Annotated in this window: 17 protein-coding genes; 10 read left to right on the plus strand and 7 right to left on the minus strand. The window is 58.0% G+C overall.

All coding sequences use genetic code 11. The annotated features are described in order from the left end of the window. Positions 1–23 precede the first annotated feature (23 nt). On the minus strand, positions 24–461 hold the full coding sequence (locus RBB75_RS02505) for a GNAT family N-acetyltransferase (RefSeq protein ID WP_257031121.1): 438 nt from the start codon (positions 459–461) through the stop codon (positions 24–26). 85 nt (positions 462–546) lie between these two features. Between RBB75_RS02505 and RBB75_RS02510 the strand changes: the two genes are divergently transcribed. The 7 genes from RBB75_RS02510 to RBB75_RS02540 all read left to right on the plus strand — a co-directional run bounded on the left by RBB75_RS02510 (position 547) and on the right by RBB75_RS02540 (position 8,057). After that, a complete protein-coding gene (locus RBB75_RS02510; protein ID WP_179639203.1) occupies positions 547–1,029 on the plus strand; it encodes a carboxypeptidase-like regulatory domain-containing protein in 483 nt (160 codons plus the stop codon). Between the two features lie 58 nt (positions 1,030–1,087). Further along, complete coding sequence (tilS, locus tag RBB75_RS02515) at positions 1,088–2,137, plus strand: tRNA lysidine(34) synthetase TilS (protein WP_353069418.1); 1,050 nt, start codon at positions 1,088–1,090, stop codon at positions 2,135–2,137. Positions 2,138–2,768: 631 nt separating this feature from the next. Continuing rightward, complete coding sequence (gene ftsH, locus RBB75_RS02520) at positions 2,769–4,688, plus strand: ATP-dependent zinc metalloprotease FtsH (RefSeq protein WP_179639205.1); 1,920 nt, start codon at positions 2,769–2,771, stop codon at positions 4,686–4,688. A 406-nt stretch (positions 4,689–5,094) separates the two neighbouring features. Continuing rightward, positions 5,095–5,454 carry a DUF4260 domain-containing protein gene (locus RBB75_RS02525; protein WP_179639206.1) on the plus strand — a complete coding sequence of 120 codons (360 nt, stop codon included), beginning with the start codon at positions 5,095–5,097 and terminating at the stop codon, positions 5,452–5,454. Positions 5,455–5,670: 216 nt separating this feature from the next. Next, the gene (gene lptE, locus RBB75_RS02530) at positions 5,671–6,180 is read left to right on the plus strand and encodes an LPS assembly lipoprotein LptE (protein WP_179639207.1); all 510 of its coding nucleotides are present in this window, start codon (positions 5,671–5,673) and stop codon (positions 6,178–6,180) included. Then, complete coding sequence (holA, locus tag RBB75_RS02535; protein WP_179639208.1) at positions 6,180–7,322, plus strand: DNA polymerase III subunit delta; 1,143 nt, start codon at positions 6,180–6,182, stop codon at positions 7,320–7,322. The genes lptE and holA overlap by 1 nt, the downstream gene beginning before the upstream one ends. 33 nt (positions 7,323–7,355) lie before the next feature. After that, on the plus strand, positions 7,356–8,057 hold the full coding sequence (locus tag RBB75_RS02540; protein ID WP_353069419.1) for a hypothetical protein: 702 nt from the start codon (positions 7,356–7,358) through the stop codon (positions 8,055–8,057). Positions 8,058–8,131: 74 nt separating this feature from the next. On the opposite strand, the gene RBB75_RS02545 is transcribed toward RBB75_RS02540, so the two are convergent. Together RBB75_RS02545 and RBB75_RS02550 are read right to left on the minus strand one after the other, a co-directional pair. Beyond that, positions 8,132–8,590, minus strand: coding sequence for a DsrE family protein (locus RBB75_RS02545; protein ID WP_179639210.1), 459 nt, complete (start codon positions 8,588–8,590; stop codon positions 8,132–8,134). Positions 8,591–8,637: 47 nt separating this feature from the next. Further along, a complete protein-coding gene (locus RBB75_RS02550; protein WP_179639211.1) occupies positions 8,638–8,811 on the minus strand; it encodes a hypothetical protein in 174 nt (57 codons plus the stop codon). Here RBB75_RS02550 and sseA point away from each other — a divergent pair. Both sseA and RBB75_RS02560 read left to right on the plus strand, forming a co-directional pair. Beyond that, complete coding sequence (gene sseA / locus RBB75_RS02555; protein ID WP_179639212.1) at positions 8,810–9,649, plus strand: 3-mercaptopyruvate sulfurtransferase; 840 nt, start codon at positions 8,810–8,812, stop codon at positions 9,647–9,649. The genes RBB75_RS02550 and sseA overlap by 2 nt on opposite strands. Positions 9,650–9,671: 22 nt before the next feature. Further along, a complete protein-coding gene (locus tag RBB75_RS02560; protein WP_179639213.1) occupies positions 9,672–10,586 on the plus strand; it encodes an Fpg/Nei family DNA glycosylase in 915 nt (304 codons plus the stop codon). Positions 10,587–10,724: 138 nt separating this feature from the next. On the opposite strand, the gene RBB75_RS02565 is transcribed toward RBB75_RS02560, so the two are convergent. After that, a complete protein-coding gene (locus RBB75_RS02565) occupies positions 10,725–11,006 on the minus strand; it encodes a hypothetical protein (protein WP_179639214.1) in 282 nt (93 codons plus the stop codon). Positions 11,007–11,114: 108 nt separating this feature from the next. Here RBB75_RS02565 and RBB75_RS02570 point away from each other — a divergent pair, with 108 nt between their 5' ends. Continuing rightward, positions 11,115–12,155 (plus strand): AI-2E family transporter, encoded by a 1,041-nt coding sequence (locus RBB75_RS02570; RefSeq protein ID WP_179639215.1) that lies wholly within the window; start codon positions 11,115–11,117, stop codon positions 12,153–12,155. 98 nt (positions 12,156–12,253) lie between these two features. Here the strand turns inward: RBB75_RS02570 and RBB75_RS02575 are convergent, their stop codons facing one another. The 3 genes from RBB75_RS02575 to queA form a co-directional block, all read right to left on the minus strand. Next, positions 12,254–14,626, minus strand: coding sequence for a Tex family protein (locus tag RBB75_RS02575; RefSeq protein WP_257031122.1), 2,373 nt, complete (start codon positions 14,624–14,626; stop codon positions 12,254–12,256). Positions 14,627–14,724: 98 nt separating this feature from the next. After that, positions 14,725–17,562, minus strand: a complete 2,838-nt coding sequence (polA, locus tag RBB75_RS02580; RefSeq protein WP_353069420.1) for a DNA polymerase I — start codon at positions 17,560–17,562, stop codon at positions 14,725–14,727. Between the two features lie 283 nt (positions 17,563–17,845). Then, a complete protein-coding gene (queA, locus tag RBB75_RS02585; RefSeq protein ID WP_218884700.1) occupies positions 17,846–18,940 on the minus strand; it encodes a tRNA preQ1(34) S-adenosylmethionine ribosyltransferase-isomerase QueA in 1,095 nt (364 codons plus the stop codon). Positions 18,941–19,028: the final 88 nt, after the last annotated feature.

The following is a 19,028-nucleotide window of genomic DNA, read 5'->3' on the forward strand; positions in this document are numbered from 1 at the left end:
CTGCGAAGTATACAAGATGCGCCTTACTCCAGCCGCAGCATCATTTCGGTCGACTCCTCAAATCCATTCCGCTCATAGATCGGCCTGCCGAACTTCGAAGCGTGCAGCGAAACCACCTTCACCCCACGCCCTCGCGCCGCCTCCACCGAAGTCTTCAGCAGTCGATAAGCCAGCCCCTTCCCTCGCGCCTCCGGCTCCACATAAAAGTTCAGCAGATACGCCCGCATCGGCTGCGCATCCATCCAGTGCGGAGGAAACTCCATCATCCACATCCCCGCCCCCGCCACCACGCGGCCCGCATCCTCCACTATCCACCCAACGTAGCTGCCATCGTTCAAACGAGGCCGCACCCACGCCACAAAGTTCTCCATCATCGCCTGCAGCGCCGCGTCCTCCGCCTGCCCTGCATCGACAAACATCTGCCGCCGCTGCCGCGCAATCAACTCAGCATCCTTAACCATAGCCAATCTTGTCTCAAACATCTTTTCAGTATAGAAAGAATCGGTTCACATTGAGCTATCATCAGGTCGTCCAGTTGGGCCAACGATGCGATCCCTCATCCAACGCGCCACCATGCTGAGTAGTTGGTTCGCGGTATTAGTCCTTGCTGCCGCAAACACTGGACAAGCACACGCCCAGACCGCGTCTATCGTCGGAACCGTAAAGGACGTAACCGGCGCATCCATCCCTAAAGCTGATATCAGGCTGGAGATGCCAGGCATCCCCAGGCTCCAAACGGTAGCCGACACAGATGGCCAGTTTACCGTCGAAGGTGTACCCGGCGATTACATGCTAAAGGTATCCTCGCAAGGTTTTGAGTCATACTATCAGCTAGTTCATCTCACTCCTGCGGCCCCGACTACGATGCAGGTCGCACTCAGCGTAGCATCGTTTAGTGGGCCGGTGGTGGACGTCACCCCGCTCCCCCAGATCGAGCTACTCAATGCCTCACTCACCTCGACCCTGCCTCTATCCCCCCTTCCGCCACTCAAACTCCACTCCAGAAGATCAAAAAAACTCTCCCGATAAGATCCGGCTCTCGCTCAGCTACTCTTATTAAGAGTTCGATCTCCGACTTCTACAGTTCATGCCCCACGAACCCACCCTCCCCTTCGACCGCACCCAAGTCCAACCCGGCGACCGCCTCTGCGTAGCCCTCTCCGGCGGAGCAGACTCCGTAGCCCTTCTCCTCACCCTCCACGCCCAACGCGAGCCCCTCGGCATCGGCCTCTCCGCCGTCCACATCCACCACGGCCTCCGCGGCGCTGAAGCCGACGCCGACCAACGCTTCGTCGAAGACCTCTGCATCGCCCACGACATCCCGCTCCATCTCCATCAAGCCAGCGTCCCCAACCGTGTCGCTCAAACCCACGAGACCATCGAAGAGGCCGCCCGCAACCTCCGCTACGAGATCTTCACCAACCTCTTAGCCTCAGGCCACGCCGACGCAGTCCTCACCGCCCACACCCTCGACGACCAATCCGAAACCGTCCTGATGAAGATCCTCCGCGGAGCCTGGACCGAGGGCCTAAGCGCCATCCATCCCGTAATCACCCTCGCAAAAGGAAAGATCCTCCGCCCCTTCCTCCAAACCCGCCGCGCCGAAATCGAGTCCTTCCTGAGATCCGTCAACCAACCCTGGCGCACCGACTCCACCAACGCCGACACCGCCTACACCCGCAACAAAATCCGCCACGAACTCCTCCCCCAACTCCGCACCTACAACCCAAATCTGGACCAGACCCTCGCCAACATGGCCGAGCTGGCCCGCGAAGAAGAGACCCGCTGGCAAACAGAACTCAACCGTCTCCTCCCCCAGCTCCTCCTCCCCGGCAAACCCGTCCGTGGCGGAGGCCGCGCCGTCAGCACCACTCCCGGCCAATCCCAATCTGCCGTCTCCATAGAGCTTGACCGCCTCCGCACCCTCGACCCCGCCCTCCGCCGCCGAGTCCTCCGCGCCGCTGCCCGCCAGCTGGGAGCACGCCTCACCTTCGACGAGACCGCCCGCCTCCTCGCCCTCTGCGGCTTTCGTTATGACCCCACCGTAGCCGCCCGCACCGGCTCCGCCCTCCACCTGCCCAGCGGCCTCCGCGCCGACCGCTCCCCCCGCGAACTCCGCCTCTACCGCCAGCAGTAGCAGTCACATCCCGTTGCCTCTACCGGCATAAGAACCTGTCAGAAACGCTATCAATGCATCATCTTCAACGCTAACAAGGCGTCATCTCGACCGAAGCCGTGCGGCCTTGTCGCACGGCGGAGTGGAGACCCCCGCATTTCGCCTTTGTCGTTGCCTGCTTTACCTCTTCCCCATTGCTCGTTTTACATCGTCATCCTGAACGCAGTGAAGGATCCCCGCATTTCGTCGTTGCCGGTTTCATATCGTTATTAGTTTTTAGAGAGCGACACGGGATAGAAAGGAGTCCTATCCCCAAATCTTCCAAACAGTTGCAGCCCCCTGTAGCGCAACTCATCACAATCAGCATGTCCACAATCAGGCAAGAACACCCCCAAACCACCCCACCTTCCATCACCCTAAAGTCACATCTTTTATTTCCTGCTCCAAACCCACGAATCCCCAGACCAAGAGTAGAATCTAACTACTTGACCGAGGCAGGGCTTTTTGCTGAACATCAGGGTCATCCCACAGCACAGAACCTTCCCTCACCGTCGTCGTCTAACCGTTGTACGTCTTCGCTTGCGAGGACTGGGTCTGACAAGCGCCAATCGATTTCGAGGCCGCTGCAGACTAGAAAAATGAGGAAATTCGATTGAACTCGACCGTCAAACAAATTCTGATCTGGGTCTTCATGATCACCTGCTTAGTCTTCCTCTGGCAGGTTGTCGTCAAAACAACTGGCGGCACCCAAGAGAAGAACATCAGCCTGACCCAGTTGCTCAACGACGCCGACCAGGGCAAGATCCAGGACGTCGTGGTCAACGGCGCTGAAGTCACCGGCCACTACCGTGACGATAAGAATCAGTTCCACACCACCATCCCGGGCAACTACCCCGACATGTACAAGACGCTCCGCGATCACGGCGTCAACATCACCATCAAGGACCAGAGCCCCAACCAGTGGCTCAGCCTGTTGATCTCGATCGCGCCCTTCGCCCTCCTCCTCGGCCTCTGGTTCTTCCTCCTCCGCCAGATGCAGTCCGGCGGCAACAAGGCCATGAGCTTCGGCAAGTCGCGCGCCCGTCTGCTTTCCATGCAGCAGAAGAAGATCACCTTCAAGGATGTGGCCGGTGTCGATGAAGCCAAGGAAGAGCTCAAGGAGATCATCGAGTTCCTTCGCGAAGCGCAGAAGTTCCAGCGCCTCGGTGGCCGCATCCCCAAGGGCGTCTTGCTCGTCGGACCTCCGGGAACCGGCAAGACCCTTTTGGCCCGCGCAGTAGCCGGCGAAGCCAACGTCCCCTTCTTCTCCATCTCCGGTTCGGACTTCGTTGAGATGTTCGTAGGCGTCGGCGCATCCCGCGTCCGCGACCTCTTCGAGCAGGGCAAGAAGAACGCACCCTGCATCATCTTCATCGACGAGATCGACGCAGTAGGCCGTCACCGTGGCGCAGGCCTCGGAGGCGGACACGATGAGCGTGAGCAGACCCTCAACCAACTCCTCGTCGAGATGGACGGCTTCGAGTCCAACGACGGTGTCATCCTCGTCGCCGCGACCAACCGCCCCGACGTTCTCGATCCCGCTCTCCTCCGCCCCGGCCGCTTCGATCGTCGCGTCATCGTCGATCGTCCCGACATCCGTGGCCGCGAGGAAGTCCTCAAGGTCCACTCTAAGAAGGTCCCCATGGCCGAGGATGTGAACCTCAACATCCTCGCTCGTGGAACCCCGGGCTTCTCCGGCGCCGACCTCGCTAACATGGTCAACGAGGCAGCCCTCACCGCCGCCCGCTTCAACCGTAAGGCTGTCCACATGTATGACTTCGAAGTCGCCAAGGACAAGGTCATGATGGGCGCCGAGCGCAAATCAATGCTCCTGACCGACGAAGAGAAGAAGGTCACCGCCTATCACGAGGCAGGTCACACCCTCGTCTCCGCCCTCCGCGAGCACTCTGACCCCCTCCACAAGGTCACCATCATCCCCCGCGGCATGGCCCTCGGCGTCACCGTCTACCTCCCAGAGGAAGACCAGCACACCGTGACCAAGGACTATCTCGAAACCCGCATGGCCACCCTCATGGGCGGACGCTGCGCCGAAGAGATCTTCCTCAAGCAGATGACCACCGGTGCCGGCAACGACATCGAGCGCGCCACCGACCTCGCCCGCAAGATGGTCTGCGAGTTCGGTATGTCGAAGCTGGGTCCCATGACCTTCGGCAAGAAGGAGCAGGAGGTCTTCCTCGGTCGCGAGATCGGCCAGTCCCGCGACTTCTCCGACGACACCGCCAAGCAGATCGACGCGGAAGTCCGTTCCTTCGTAGACACCGGCTACAAGTCTGCTTACACCATCCTCGAGTCCAACCAGGACATCATGCACCGCATGGCAGCCGCCCTGTTGGAGCGCGAGACCCTGGACGCCGCCGAGATCAAGCTGATCATCGAAGGCAAGGAACTCCCCGCCGCCAAATCCGCGCTCTCCGGCGTAGACCCAGGCCCCGGCGGAGAAACCCAGAAGATCCTCAAGCCCGAGGGCGGCCGCAAGCCCGGCTTCGGCGAAAGCCAACCCAGCCCCGCCTAAGCAGCAAGTCAGCAAATCAGCAAATCAGCAAGTCAGCAAGTCAGCAAGTCAGCAAAGCATAACAAGCCAATGGCAGCCGCAAAGGCTGCCATTTCCTTTTTCCCCGGCAAGAAAGGCGCCGAAGGCGCGTCAGCCTCGATGGCAGATCGCGCCGTGCGCGCAGCACGCCGTGCCGTTGTCCTTGTTCTTGCCGTTGTCGTTGTCCTTCGCCGTTGCAAGTTCTTGCCGTCATCCTGAACGCAGTGAAGGATCCCGAAGAAGCCTACCAACTACAACCTTGCGGATCTTTTCAACCAACAAGTTTCAGTCTTTGCTTTTCTAGTTGTCATCCCCGAAGGGGATCTGCGTTTGCTTTTTGTCACGCCGAACCCCTAATCATCCCCCAGGAACCACGTATAAACATCACATGCTCACCCGGCCATCCATACTCCTCCGCATCGAAGAAGCCTTCCTTCTCGCCGCCGCCCTATTCGCCTACCAACGCCTCCACTACAGCTGGCTTCTCTTCGCCATCCTCTTCCTTGCTCCCGACCTCTTCATGCTCGGCTACGCAGTCAACGTCAGACTCGGCGCAGCAACCTACAACCTCGTCCACACCCTCTGGCTTCCCCTCGCCCTTCTCTTCGCAGGCTATCTCCTGCATTGGCAAGCGGCCCCAGCCATCGCCCTTATCTGGATCGCGCACATCGCAATGGACCGCCTCCTCGGCTTCGGCCTCAAATACCCCACCTTCTTCAAAGACACCCACCTCCAGCACATCCCCTGAAAATAAAGTTCAAAATTGTGTCACATTTTCAGCGTCGAAAATTCACCATCCAAAACACCACGTCCACCACACATCCCACCACGTTCCCACCACCAAAACACCACGTCCAAACACCTCTTTTTCAAAAACCCTCAATAAAACCACCCTTTTCCACCATTCAACTTTTTCCGCAAAAAAAACCCGCCACCGGACCAATGCGACAATAGAAACAGACGCATGCGCCTCCTCACCCCGATCCTTCTCCTCACGCTCACCGGCTGCGGCTACCACCAGGCCGGCTCCGCGACCCACCTCCCCGCCAGCGTCCGCACTCTCGCCGTCCCCGTCTTCGTCACCAACGCCCAGGCCTTCCACACCGAGATGGCCTTCACCCAAGCCACCATCCGCGAGCTCAACACCCGCACCAAATACCGCATCCTCACCTCCGATTCAGACTCCGCCGACGCCACCCTCCACGGCACCATCCTCACCCAGACCATCTCCCCCCTCACCTACGACGGAGCCACCGGACAATCCTCCAGCTACCTCATCACCATCACCGCCAAAGTCCTCCTCACCGCCCACGACGGCCACACCCTCTACCGCAACGACGCCTTCGTCTACCGCGAGCAGTACCAATCCACCCAGGACCTCTCCGGCTTCATCCAGGAAGATAACCACGCCGTCAACCGCGTCGCAAAAGACTTCGCCCAGGCCGTCGTAAGCGATATGCTGGAGTCCTTCTAATGGCCTCTCTCAAATCCTTCGCCAGCGTCGATCGCTTTGTCACAGAGATCGCCTCCCAAGCTACCCTCCGTCCCGCCTACGTCCTCCTCGGCGACGAGGTCTTCCTCTACGACCGCTGCCGCAAAGCCGTCCTCGCCACCCTGGCCCCCGAAGACACCCGCGACTTCTGCCTCCACGACCTCGACCTCGCCGACACCAGCATCTTCGAGGTACTCGACCGCGCCCAGACCCCCTCCCTCATGGCGCCCTTCCAGGTCCTCTTCGTCCGCAACCTCAAAAACCTCTACGGCCGCGGCAGCAAAAAAGAAGAGTTTGCGGCAATCGACGCCTACTTCCGCTCGCCCAACCCTTCAGCCCTCCTCCTCTTCGTCGCCGACCACCTCCGCATCCCCACCGACCTCCGCAAGATGGACTATCAGGACAAGGATCGCTACGAGAAAATCCGCGAGACCTTAGGCGACTGGTGCAGCACGGTAGAGCTAGCCCGCGTCGACGAAAACGACGCCATCAAATGGGTCACCACCACCGCCGAATCCCGCAACATAAAGTTCGACCCCGACGCCGCCCGCGAGCTCGTCGACTCCCTCGGCGCCGACATGATGCTCATCGCCAGCGAGTTCGAAAAGCTCCTCCTCTACGTCGAAGGAAAGAACCGCGTCACCCTCGGCGACGTCGAAACCATGGTCCTCGCCGCCAAGCAGCGCTCCCTCTACGAGCTCACCGACGCCATCTCCGCCAAGGACCGCCCCCGCGCCCTCCTGCTCCTCCACGGCCTCCTCAACGCCTCCGACGGTGGCGAAGACGCCGCCATCGGCCATCTCTACATGCTCGCCCGCACCTTCCGCCAGATGCTCATCATCTCGGAGAAAAACGTGCGCGACCCTCGCGCCATCTGGCAGGTCCTCTGGCAGGGCTTCCGCATGCCCCCCTTCGCCGCCGAAGACCTCATCAAACAAGCCCGCCGCTACAAATCACGCCGCGAACTCACCCGCGCCATCCGCCTCGTAGCCCGCGCCGACCTCGAACTCCGCAGCTCCCCCGCCAACAAACTCTTAGTCCTAGAGCGCCTCATCCTCGACCTCTCCACCGAACCCAAACCCACCCTCTACGACCCCACCCACCAATTCGCCATGGAACTATGAATGTTATTCGTGAGGTTGCAAATCGAGGGATAGATGCGCAGCAAAAAAATGGACCGATCGAAAACTGCCGAGGACGCTTTTGAAGCAGAGCTGAACGCTTTGTACGCAGGAATTAGAAACATGCGTGGTTTTGAGGGTGATTATCTTGAAGATCGTAAGAAATTGTTCAGAGTAACTCTAAGCTACATGGACGAACTCAATAAAGTTCGGAAATATGCTTGTCCACTAAGTACCAATATCCTTCTTGGGTCCATTTTAGAGTCCCTTTTGTTAGCGCTCGTACTCGAACACTCGAGTAATGCACGAAAATCGAAAGTTTGGGAAAAAGCAGAGAAGGATCAGTCACGAAAAGCAGAAAGAATCAGTGTAGATATCCCTATACTTTACTTCTCAGAACTAATCGAAATTACTGACAACCTAAAGCTATTTCGCACATCAGGCCTCCAACAAAAGATAGATCTCCTAATTCTCGAAGATGTTTTTCCTTTTTTGAGAGGAGAAAATCGCGATCGCATGACGAGACAAGTTAAAGAGAATACTTGGGATGCCAAAAGAAATCATGAGCTAATGCATCAACTTAGAGGCTTCCGAAACGCCGTTCACCCGTTACAAGTTATCTCAAGCAAAACCAAAGTTGATCCAGATGAATTTGTAAAGACAGTTTGGAGCGGACTTCGGCTTCTAGTACTCCTTAATGAAATGTTTGGATTCAACTCTCCTTTGAGACAGTCATAGATTGACCGGGTGCCCCATACATCGATTCTGATGTATGGGCATCGTCCGAAGGACCGCACTCCAACCCCGACTCCCTACTCCGTGATCACCCGATCCGCCCACTCCACCAGCGACACAAAGATCGTCGGGTTACCAAACTTCGCCCCATAGTTATTCAAATCCGCCTCAGTCACTCCTCTCGCACGGGAGCACGTCCCACAGGCGTAGATCGTAATATGCTTCGCGGCGAGCTTATCCAGCGTCTCACCCACAGGCGGCCATCCGACTGGCGTAACCGCATTCGCAAGCGTCTTTCGCATCAATCCAACTGCCTCTCCCAGCAGGAAAAACTGCACCTCGTGTCCAGCTTCCGCGAGCGCCAGCCCATGCAGAAAGGGGAACGCCGCCTTGGTCGGATCGTCAGAGCCCCACGCGCTCTTCATCATGATCTTCAGTGTCTTATGCTGAGTTTGCCCCACAAGAGAACCACCACCCAAAGCAAGAGGCAAAGCCGCCAACTGAGCAAACCGTGACAGAAAGAGTCGACGTATCATAAGTTTTCTCCTTTGATCGAGAATCTTATACCCAGATCACTTTCCCGCTAGGCGTAGACTGCGGCAATCCTTTCGGCGCCGGGTGCCGGGTGCCCCATACATCGATTCTGATGTTTGGGCATCGTCCGAACCGGGGTCCCCGACGAGCGCTTCTGCTCGTGGGGGTGGAGAAGGACCACCGCACTCACTCCACCCCGCGTACGCAGTAATCTAATCTCCATGAACCCCCTCGTCACCGCCGCATGGCTGGCCGCCCACCTCGAAGACCCCGGCACCATCATCCTCGACGCCACCCTCCCTCCCGTAGGCGTCACCCCACCCATCGACACCCACGCCCGCTATCTTGCCAACCACATCCCCGGCGCCATCTTCTTCGACATCGAAGACCTCTCTGACCACACCACCTCACTCCCCCACATGCTGCCCACCGCCGACGCCTTCGCCCGCAGCATGTCCACCCTTGGCGTCGCCGACAACGCGACCATCGTCATCTACGAGCAGCAAGGCGTCTTCTCCGCCCCCCGAGCCTGGTGGATGCTCCGCACGATGGGCGCGAAGGATGTCCATATCCTCGACGGCGGCCTCCTCGCCTGGACCGAAGCCAACCTCCCCACCGAAACCGGCCCCGTCCACCACGCCCCCGCCAGCTTCCACGCTAAGCTCAAACACGAAGCCGTAAAGGACCTCGCCCAACTCAAAGCCGAACTCAACAGCCAAAAACAAATCCTCGACGCCCGCTCCGCCGCCCGCTTCAACGGCACCGCACCCGAGCCGCGCCCCAACCTCTCCTCCGGCCACATGCCCGGAGCCATCAGCGTCCCCTTCACCGACCTCGTAGAAGACGGCCGCCTAAAACCCGCCGACAAACTCCGCGAATACTTTGCCGGAAAAAAAGTAGACCTCCACCAACCCATCACCACCACCTGCGGCTCCGGAGTCACTGCCGCCGTCATCTCCCTCGGCCTCGAACTAGCCGGCGCAAAACACGTAAGCCTCTACGACGGCTCCTGGGCCGAGTACGCCCAGCAACCCGACTCCGTCATCGAAAAAACCATCTAACCATTCATCCGAACCGGTTGCCATGCCAGAGCTACCCGACATCACCGCCTATCTCAACGCGCTTGAGTCCCGCATCCTCGGCCAGCCACTCACCCAACTCCGCATTGCAAGCCCCTTCCTTCTCCGTACCGTCCAACCTCGCATCGAAGAAGTCGAAAGTCACACAATCCGAGCACTCCACCGCATCGGCAAACGCATCGTCTTCGAGTTCGACAACGGCATCTGGTTAGTCCTTCACCTCATGATCGCCGGCCGTCTCCACTGGCGTCCCCTTGGCGCAAAACTCGGCGGCCGCAACAACCTCGCCGCCTTCGACTTCCCCAACGGCTCCCTAGTCCTCACTGAAGCCGGCTCCAAACGCCGAGCCTCCCTCCACCTCTTCGCCAACCAGGCCGCCGCGCAAGAGATCGACCCCGGCGGCCTCGAGCTCTTCCAACGCGACACCTTCAGCCCCAACCTCGAAGACTTCCGCACTGCCCTCACGACCGAAAACCGTACTCTCAAGCGAGCCCTCACCGATCCCCGCATCCTCTCCGGCATCGGCAACGCCTACTCCGACGAGATCCTCCACGCCGCTCAGTTGTCTCCTATCCTGCAAACCGCAAAGCTCACTCCAGACCAGTGGCAGCGCCTCTACAACGCCACCCGCAGCACCATGCAACTCTGGATAGCTCGCCTCAACGCCGAAGGGGCCGAGGCATTCCCCGAAAAAGTCACCGCCTTCCGCAAAGACATGGCCGTTCACGGGCGCTTCGGCCAACCCTGCCCCACCTGCGGCCAGCCCATCCAGCGCATCCGCTACGCCGACAACGAGACCAACTACTGCGCCCAATGCCAGACCGACGGCAAAGTCCTCGCCGACCGCAGCCTCTCGCGCCTCCTCGGCAAAGACTGGCCCCGAACCCTCGACGAACTCGAAGCCCTCAAAAAACGCTGACAATCCCGACCAATCGGGTGCCCCATATCTCGATTTTGAGATGTGGGCATCGTCCGAACCGGGGTCCCCGACGAGCGCTTCTGCTCGTGGGGGTGGAGAAGGACGACCGTCCTCAATCGCATCGCCCCACCTTCAACCCTAAACCGCCTCCGGCCCCCGAGGCCCCTTCGCCTGCCGCAACACCGTCATCGACACATAAGCCCCGATCCACGACCCCACCGCCGCAAAGCAGACATAAACCCAGTTCTTCGTATAACTGATCACCGCAAACGCCGACAACAAATACCACACGCTGCTCCATGTAGCCGCCGGCAATCGTCGCTGCGACGAAACCGCCGCGTTGAACATCACGTAGACAGCGTCGGTTGCCGCCGTCGACAGCAACACGCCCACTGCAAGCCAGGGTTCAAGATGCGCCATCCGCCAACCTCCCCGAACATTCCTAAATTCGTCAACAGACCACGTATTCTAATCTCAGCCCATACCAGTTACATTCGCATCTAATCCAACCACTGGAGCGTTTACCTCATGCAAGAAGGCAGAGAATCCCCGCCTTGGAGACAGATCACCCTCTACCTTCTCACCCTCGCGGTCCTCATCCTCTGCGCCTTCATCCTCCAGCCCTTCTTCTCTGCCATCGTCGGAGCCATCGTGCTCGCGGTCGTTACCGAGATTCCCTACAACTGGCTCTCCACCCGCATCCCCCACCGCACCACCTGCGCCACCGTCGCTCTCCTCCTCGTCATCCTCGCCGTCATCGTCCCAGCATTCTTCCTCGCACAGGAGCTAGGCGAACAAGCCCTCCGCGCCATCGTCTCCCTCCGCAATCCCAACACCCAGAACCTTGTCACCGACTACATCGGCAATCACCCCGCACTCGCCAATCGCATCGAAGCCTTCTCCGCCTCCATCGACGTCAACAACGCCGCCCGCACCACCGCAGCCTACGTCGGCAGCAAGGCGGCCATGATCCTCGGCAACTCCGTCCACCTCATCACCGAGATGGTCGTCATGCTCTTCCTCCTCTTCTTCCTCTTTCGCGACCGCCAGCTTGCCCTCACCGCCCTGCGCTCCCTCATCCCCCTCCGCGATGACGAGTCCAGCGAACTGCTCGAGCGCATCGACGACACCATCTACGCCACCTTCCTTGGCCGCCTAGCCATCGCACTCGTACAGGGAGTCCTCGCCGGCCTCGCCTTTTGGACTCTCGGCGTTCCCGGCGTCATCCTCTGGTCCATCACCCTCACCGCCTTCGCCATGATTCCGGCCTTCGGAGCCTTCCTCGTCTGGGGACCCATCGCCATCTACCTCGGCCTCAACGGCCACTGGGGCAAGGCCGCCCTGCTCGCCATCTGGGGTGGACTCATCGTCAGCACCATCGACAACATCCTCTATCCCACCCTCATCGGCAGCCACCTGCGCTCCCACACTGCCATCATCCTCATCACCATCCTCGGAGGCATCGCAGTCTTCGGTCCCCTCGGAATCATCCTCGGCCCCGTCATCTTCACCATCGCCTCCACCCTGCTAGACATCTGGCACGCCCGCACTACCCAAATCACCACTTAGACATGCACAGCCCGCAAGCACCTGACTACAAATAACTTACACGCGGGTAATAGGGGAAGGGGGAGGGGGTACTCTCCAGCCGATAAGAAACGATACTATTACCCCTTCCACTTGGAAGAAAGCATGGCCAGCTTGTCGTCGAAAGAGATCGGAGCCTTCGCCGGAGCAACAGCACGAGCGTTCACCTGAACCTGGGTCTTCACCGTAGGTCTTCCCTGTCCCTTCAGCCCCTGCTCCTTCGACGACGAGCCACCACGAGCACCACCGTCCGCAGGACGAACACCCCTCGGCCCCCTCTCATGCAGTGCCTTGATCGAGAGCGCAATCCGCTTCGTCTTCGCATCGACGGACAGCACCTTCACCTTCACAATCTGTCCAGCCTTCACCGCCTCAGAGGGATCCTTGATGAACTTCACCGACAGCTCACTGATATGCACCAGCCCATCTTGGTGCACCCCGATATCGACGAACGCGCCAAACTTGGTCACATTCGTCACCACGCCTTCCAGCACCATCTCAGCCATCACATCCGACAGCTCCCGCACACTCTCGTTAAAGCTAGGCGCAACAAATTTATCTCGAGGATCGCGCCCCGGCTTCTTCAACTCCTCCAGAATGTCGTTCAGCGTAAAACTCCCCGCCGAAACCGCGCTCTTATCCACCTTCTCCAGCAGCTGCGGACTTTTGATCAGCTCCTCCACCGGAGACTTCAACGAAGCCGCAATCTGCTCTACAACCGCATAAGACTCCGGATGAACCGCAGTCATATCCAGCGGATTCTCTCCATCACGAATCCGCAGAAATCCCGCAGCCTGCTCAAACGTCTTCGCCCCGATTCCAGGGACCTTCATCAACTGCGTCCGCGAACGAAACCGTCCATGCTCGTTCCGGTAACTCACGATATTCAGCGCCGTCCGCTCCGTCACGCCCGAAACATACCGCAGCAAAGTCCACGACGAGGTATTCAGGTCAACCCCAACCCGATTCACGCAGCTCTCAATCACCGTCTCCAGCGACTGCTGCAACTGCCTCTGATCCACATCATGCTGATACTGCCCAACGCCAATCGACTTCGGATCGACCTTCACCAGCTCCGAAAGAGGATCCTGCAATCGCCGCGCGATTGAGATCGCCCCGCGCACCGTCAGGTCGAGATCCGGAAACTCCTGCCGCGCCACATCCGAAGCCGAATAGATGCTCGCGCCCGACTCGCTCACCGTCACCGAGAAGATATTCTCCAGCCCGCGCTCCCGCAGAAACTCCCGCACAAACGCATCCGTCTCCCGCGAAGCCGTCCCATTCCCAATCGCAATCGCCCTCACCTGGTGCTTCACCACCAGAGCCTCAAGCGTCTTCCCCGCCGCCTCGGCTGCGCCCTTCGACGTATGCAGATACAGCACATCATTGGCGAGGAACTTCCCCGTCTCATCCACCACCGCAATCTTGCACCCGGTCCTCTGCCCCGGGTCAATCCCCAGCACCGAGATCGGCCCCGCCGGCGGTGCCAGCAACAGATGGTGCAAATTTTCTCGGAACACCTGGATCGCATCCAGATCCGAGCGCTTCTTCAACTCCAGCCGCAACTCCCCTTGAATCGACGAGTTCAGCAGCCGCGACCAGCAATCCTCAACGGCCAGCTCCAGCTGCGGCGTCCAATCCCCCTGCCCTCGCAACACCCCATGGCGCAGCACATTCAACGCTCGTGCCGACTCCAACTCAATCAAAAAATAAAGAACGTTCTCGCTCTCACCTCGACGAATCGCAAGCATCCGATGTGACGGAATCGTCTTCACCGCCTCGCGATACTCGTAGTACATCTTGAACTTCTCCTGCTCATCCACCGCGTCCATCGCCTTACGACTCACAACGACGCCTTCATCAAACATCAGCGCACGAACGGCCTTTCGCAAGTCTGCACTCTCGCTGATCATCTCAGCGACGATATGTCTCGCGCCCTCGAGGGCCTCCTCGACCGAAGCCACACCCTTCTCGCCATCGACGAATCGCGGAGCCATCAAGCTCAGCGGCTCATCCGCAATCGTCTGCTCCCACAGATAGAGCGCAAGCGGCTCCAACCCCTTCTCTCGAGCGATCGCCGCCTTCGTCCTTCGCTTGGGTCGATACGGAAGATACAGATCCTCCAACTCGCTCTTATCAAGAGTCGCCTCGATCCGCACTTTTAACTCATCGTTCAGCTTGCCCTGCTCCGTAATCGAAGCCAGTATCGTAGCTCGCCGCGCAGCTAGATCGCGGAAGTAAGCGAGCTTCTCCTCGATATCGCGAATCTGCACCTCATCGAGATTGCCAGTAGCCTCCTTGCGATACCGCGCAATAAAAGGAACAGTCCCTCCCTCATCTAGAAGCGTAATCACCGCTACCAGACCATGCATCGGGAGGTTGAGAGTTTGGGCAATATGCAGCAAAATCTGGGGAGGGAGAACGCTTGCGTCAGTCATGGCTTGTCTAGCCATGCTACCGCCAACTGCCTAGGAAAACTCGCCTCGCTGTCACTTACCCGCACGACGCGATCAGCACAGCGTGTTGATGCTTATGCAGAGACAAAAGAGTGCTATTTTATGTCGCGCCAGTTAGGCCCAACGCCCACATCGGCAACAATCGGAATGGAGAACTCGGCAACATGCTCCATCTCCTGCTTCACCAGTTCCTGAAGTTCTTGGACCTCTTCCGGTACTACGTCAAAGAGCAGCTCGTCATGAACCTGCAGCGTCATCTGTGATTTCAACCTGCGATCCCGAATAATCTGATCAATCTTGAGCATTGCTAGTTTGATGAGGTCAGCAGCAGTGCCTTGGAGCGGCGTATTAATCGCAGTCCGCTCAGCGAATCCACGCATGTTCGGGTTGCGAGATTGAATATCCGGGATCGGTCGAATTCGGCCAAAGTGCGTCTTCACCGATTGATCTCGACGCACTGTCTCGAGTGTCTCTTCAATGAAGCGCTGCACGCCTTTGTACCGGTCAAAATACGTCTCAATGTAGGTCTTGGCAGTCTTCTGATCGATGTTTAACTGCGCCGCAAGTCCAAACGGACTAATGCCATACACGATCCCAAAATTGACAGCCTTGGCACGAGCGCGTGTCTCCTTATCCATCGTCGCTGCGTCAACGCCAAACACCTCGCTCGCGGTCAGAGTATGAATATCCTTGCCGGTTCGATAGGCATCAAGCAACAAAGGGTCCTGTGAGAAGTGGGCCATCAGGCGCAGTTCGATCTGCGAATAGTCTGCCGACATCAGCACATTTCCCGGAGCAGGAATAAAGGCAGCGCGAATCTCGCGGCCTAGAGCAGTGCGAACAGGAATGTTCTGCAGGTTTGGATTCGTGCTGGAGAGGCGGCCAGTCGCCGTACCGACTTGATTGAAGGTGGTATGAACACGTCCCAACGAATCGGTAAGCTGTGGAAGCGAGTCGATATAGGTCGATTTGAGCTTCGCGAGTTGACGATACTCGAGCACAAGAGCTGGAACGGCATGATGTTCCGCAAGCTCCTCCAAAACATCCTGAGCCGTAGAGACGACTTTGCCCTTGCCATACTTCATCGGCTTGGGAAGAAGCATCTTGTTAAAGAGAACCTCGCCGAGTTGTTTGGGCGAGTTGATATTGAAACGATGGCCGGAATCCGCATAAATGCGCTCGGCAAGATTATCGATATCAACAGCAAGCCGAGAGGACATCTCACCAAGAACCGCGGAGTCAATCCGGACACCAGCCTGCTCCATCCGCAACAGAACAGAAACCAGCGGCAGATCCATCGTCTCGTAGATATGCGTCAGATGCGCGGATTCAATTTGACTGCGAAGCGTGCCGGAGAGGCGATGGATCGCATTGGCCGCTTCGGGCAGCAGGTTGGCAATCTCGCTCTCAGTCGGCGTCTTTGAGGCAGGGCTTAGGGCGCGATCGGTAAACCGGGCCGTAACGTCTGGAAGAGTGTGAGAGCCATGCGTCGGGTTGACGAGGTAGCTGTAAAGCATGACGTCATCGCGAACTCCGGCCAGGTCGATCCTGTGAGGCTCGAGCGCCCGAAGGACCGCTTTGAGGTCGTGGGCGTGCTTCGGAAGGGTCGGATCTTCCAGCGCCTCTCTCAAACCAGGCGCGTGAAGAGAGACGACTATGGCGAAATCAGCAGATGTCGTTAAACCAATCTGGAAAACTGATGCACCTGTCGAAACCTTAGGCTCCGGACTCTTTGGCTCCGGAGTTTCAAAGAGTGACATGGATTGCGATGGGGGCGGCTCGGGCTCAGTCTCTTGCTCTGTGGACAAATCCGTGGCGACCTCTTCTGCAAGAGCCCGGGCATCCTCAAAAACAGCCACAGTCAAACCATTGACTCTTCCGGAAAGATCAATGGAACGAGCATCAGCAAGTAGCGCCGCTATCTGCTCCGGTGTAGGTTGCAGATTGTAGGTAAGGGGAGCGTTGGACGTAGAAGGAGCAAGCTCCTTCAGCAAAGTTGTGAACTCGAGTTCCGAGAAAAGTTCGCGGCATGCAGCATTGTCTGGCGCCTGGGTAAGCATATCGTCCAGTTCATATTCGATAGGCACGCCAGTGTGAATCGTCACGAGTTCCTTGGAGAGGAGAATATTGTCGCGATTGTTTTGCAGTGATTCCCGATACGTCTTTCGCTTTACTTCATCCGCGCGATCAAGTGCGGCCTCGACGGTGCCGAACTGCTGAATTAGCTCGACCGAGCCTTTATCGCCGATGCCCGGCGCCCCAGGAATGTTATCGATAGAGTCGCCGCGCAGAGCCATCACATCAATGACACGTTCTGGCAGGACACCAAGCGCAGCCTCAACACCCGCACTGTCGAGAATGAGGTTGTCCTTCGTTGGATTGAGAATCAACACGTCTTCATTGACGAGCTGCATCATATCCTTATCGGACGAGACTACGTAGACCTTGTGGCCCAGAGCAGAGAGCTTGCAAGACAGTGTTCCTATTACGTCGTCCGCCTCGAATCCCTCGTAACTAAGAATTGGGATGCGAAAGGCTTCAAGGGCACGGCGAATGAAGGGAAGCTGTTGTGCAAGGTCCGCTGGCATCTCTGTTCGGTTGGCTTTGTAGCCAAGATAATCGATCTCTTCAAACTGCTGGGTCTTGATATTGAACTTCTTCACCGACTTCATCTCGCGAGCACGCTCGTCGCGGAAGACCGGACCGGACAGGTCGTAGACGGCAGCAAGATAGTGAGGAGAAAAGTCTTTGCGAAGCTTGTTGATCATATTCACGAAGACATAGGTCGCCGCCGTGGGAATGCCGCTCCGGGTGGACATAGGGCGCTGACGTTGCATCGCGTGGTATGCGCGGAAGATAAAAGCCATGCTGTCCAGAAGGTAGATCGGGGGCTTCTGCTCGGAAGATGCTTTGGTGTCGGGTGTCTTTGCCATGCTGTCTGATGGTAGCGCGTTGCAGCTGGACATGTGACCGCCCAAGATGGGCCGCCGCCTCAGTTCTCAAAAAAATAAAGTTGAATATCGTGGCATGTTTTTCGACCCTGATTTAAGTGCGGTTTCTCACCACGTTCTACCACGCACTTCACCACGTTCTACCATGCAAAAAACCACGTCGTGCACACCACTTTTTCCAAAAACCCCCTGCAAAAACCACTTTAGGGCCCAGAAAACCACACTCAATTTTTCTTAGAATAAAACCAGTCTTAATGCAGGCAACCTAAAGAAGAAGCATGCAGTCGCCATAACTGAAAAAGCGGTACCTCTGCTCGACGGCGTGAGCATAAGCTGCGAGTACCGCTTCCCTTCCGCCAGCAGCGCCCGCAAAGGCGCTAACCAGCATAAGCAACGTAGATTGTGGAAGATGGAAGTTTGTCAGCAGACCGCTCACAATCTTGAACTTATAGCCAGGACTGATGAAGATGCTCGTCTGGCCCGAGTGAGGTTCAAGAAAACTTCCTGCAGACATCTGGGCGCAATGTTCAAGCGTACGGGTTGTGGTGGTGCCAGCCGCGATGATGCGACGGCCTTCACTAACTGCGGAGTTGATGGCCTCCGCGGTCGTCGCAGGCAGCGTGTAGTGTTCGGCGTGGAGGCGGATATCCTCAATGTTTTCAGCACGAACTGGCTGAAACGTTCCCAATCCCACGTGCAGGGTGATGGTCTCGATCTGGATGCCGTTTTGCTTGAGTTGGGCCAGGATTTCCGGGGTGAAGTGGAGGCCGGCGGTAGGGGCGGCAGCGCTGCCTGATTCTTGGGAGAAGACTGTCTGGTAGCGGTCGCGATCGGCATCGCTGTCCTCGCGGTGTATGTACGGGGGGAGCGGCATGTGGCCTATTTTGTTGAGGATGGCGTTGAAGTCAGGCGTGGGAGAGAAACGGAGGGTACGTTCGCCGAATTCGGAGGCGGAGATGATCTCCGCTTCCAGCAAGGGTTTCGCTTCGTTGGGGGCGTGGAAGAGGAGGCGTTCGCCAAGCTGAATCTTGCGGCTCGGGCGGACGAGGGCGATCCAATCGTTGGCGGCAAGTTGCTGGGTTAGAAGGACTTCGATGCGACCTGTGGGATCGGGGGAGCTGTGTTGGGTTTGTTGGCTGCGGGCGCGGGTGGCGTAGAGGCGGCCCGGTAAAACACGGCTGTCATTGAGGATAAGGAGGTCGCCGGGTTGGAGAATTTGGGGTAGATTGCGAAAAAAATTGTCGTGGTACTGGCCGGTGATCCGGTCGAAGAGGAGCATGCGGCTGGAGCCGCGAATCGCCGGTGGGGACTGGGCTATCAGCTCTTCGGGCAGGTCGAAATTGAAGTCGGATACGAGCAAATCTATGTCGATTTTTGTGGTGAAAACGTGGTGAGTTGTGTGGTGAAACGTGATGACAACGTGGTGTTTTGCATGGTGAATTTTGACG

This window comes from Tunturibacter empetritectus, from assembly GCF_040358985.1.
Lineage (GTDB): Bacteria > Acidobacteriota > Terriglobia > Terriglobales > Acidobacteriaceae > Edaphobacter > Edaphobacter empetritectus.

Excerpts from the sequence above, each read along its gene's own strand:
- RBB75_RS02505 (WP_257031121.1), bottom strand. The coding sequence starts at position 461 with ATGGTTAAGGATGCTGAGTTGATTGCGCGGCAGCGGCGGCAGATGTTT.
- RBB75_RS02510 (WP_179639203.1), top strand. The coding sequence starts at position 547 with ATGCGATCCCTCATCCAACGCGCCACCATGCTGAGTAGTTGGTTCGCG.
- tilS (WP_353069418.1), top strand. The coding sequence starts at position 1,088 with ATGCCCCACGAACCCACCCTCCCCTTCGACCGCACCCAAGTCCAACCC.
- RBB75_RS02525 (WP_179639206.1), top strand. The coding sequence starts at position 5,095 with ATGCTCACCCGGCCATCCATACTCCTCCGCATCGAAGAAGCCTTCCTT.
- lptE (WP_179639207.1), top strand. The coding sequence starts at position 5,671 with ATGCGCCTCCTCACCCCGATCCTTCTCCTCACGCTCACCGGCTGCGGC.
- holA (WP_179639208.1), top strand. The coding sequence starts at position 6,180 with ATGGCCTCTCTCAAATCCTTCGCCAGCGTCGATCGCTTTGTCACAGAG.
- RBB75_RS02540 (WP_353069419.1), top strand. The coding sequence starts at position 7,356 with ATGCGCAGCAAAAAAATGGACCGATCGAAAACTGCCGAGGACGCTTTT.
- RBB75_RS02545 (WP_179639210.1), bottom strand. The coding sequence starts at position 8,590 with ATGATACGTCGACTCTTTCTGTCACGGTTTGCTCAGTTGGCGGCTTTG.
- sseA (WP_179639212.1), top strand. The coding sequence starts at position 8,810 with ATGAACCCCCTCGTCACCGCCGCATGGCTGGCCGCCCACCTCGAAGAC.
- RBB75_RS02550 (WP_179639211.1), bottom strand. The coding sequence starts at position 8,811 with ATGGAGATTAGATTACTGCGTACGCGGGGTGGAGTGAGTGCGGTGGTC.
- RBB75_RS02560 (WP_179639213.1), top strand. The coding sequence starts at position 9,672 with ATGCCAGAGCTACCCGACATCACCGCCTATCTCAACGCGCTTGAGTCC.
- RBB75_RS02565 (WP_179639214.1), bottom strand. The coding sequence starts at position 11,006 with ATGGCGCATCTTGAACCCTGGCTTGCAGTGGGCGTGTTGCTGTCGACG.
- RBB75_RS02570 (WP_179639215.1), top strand. The coding sequence starts at position 11,115 with ATGCAAGAAGGCAGAGAATCCCCGCCTTGGAGACAGATCACCCTCTAC.
- RBB75_RS02575 (WP_257031122.1), bottom strand. The coding sequence starts at position 14,626 with ATGGCTAGACAAGCCATGACTGACGCAAGCGTTCTCCCTCCCCAGATT.
- polA (WP_353069420.1), bottom strand. The coding sequence starts at position 17,562 with ATGGCAAAGACACCCGACACCAAAGCATCTTCCGAGCAGAAGCCCCCG.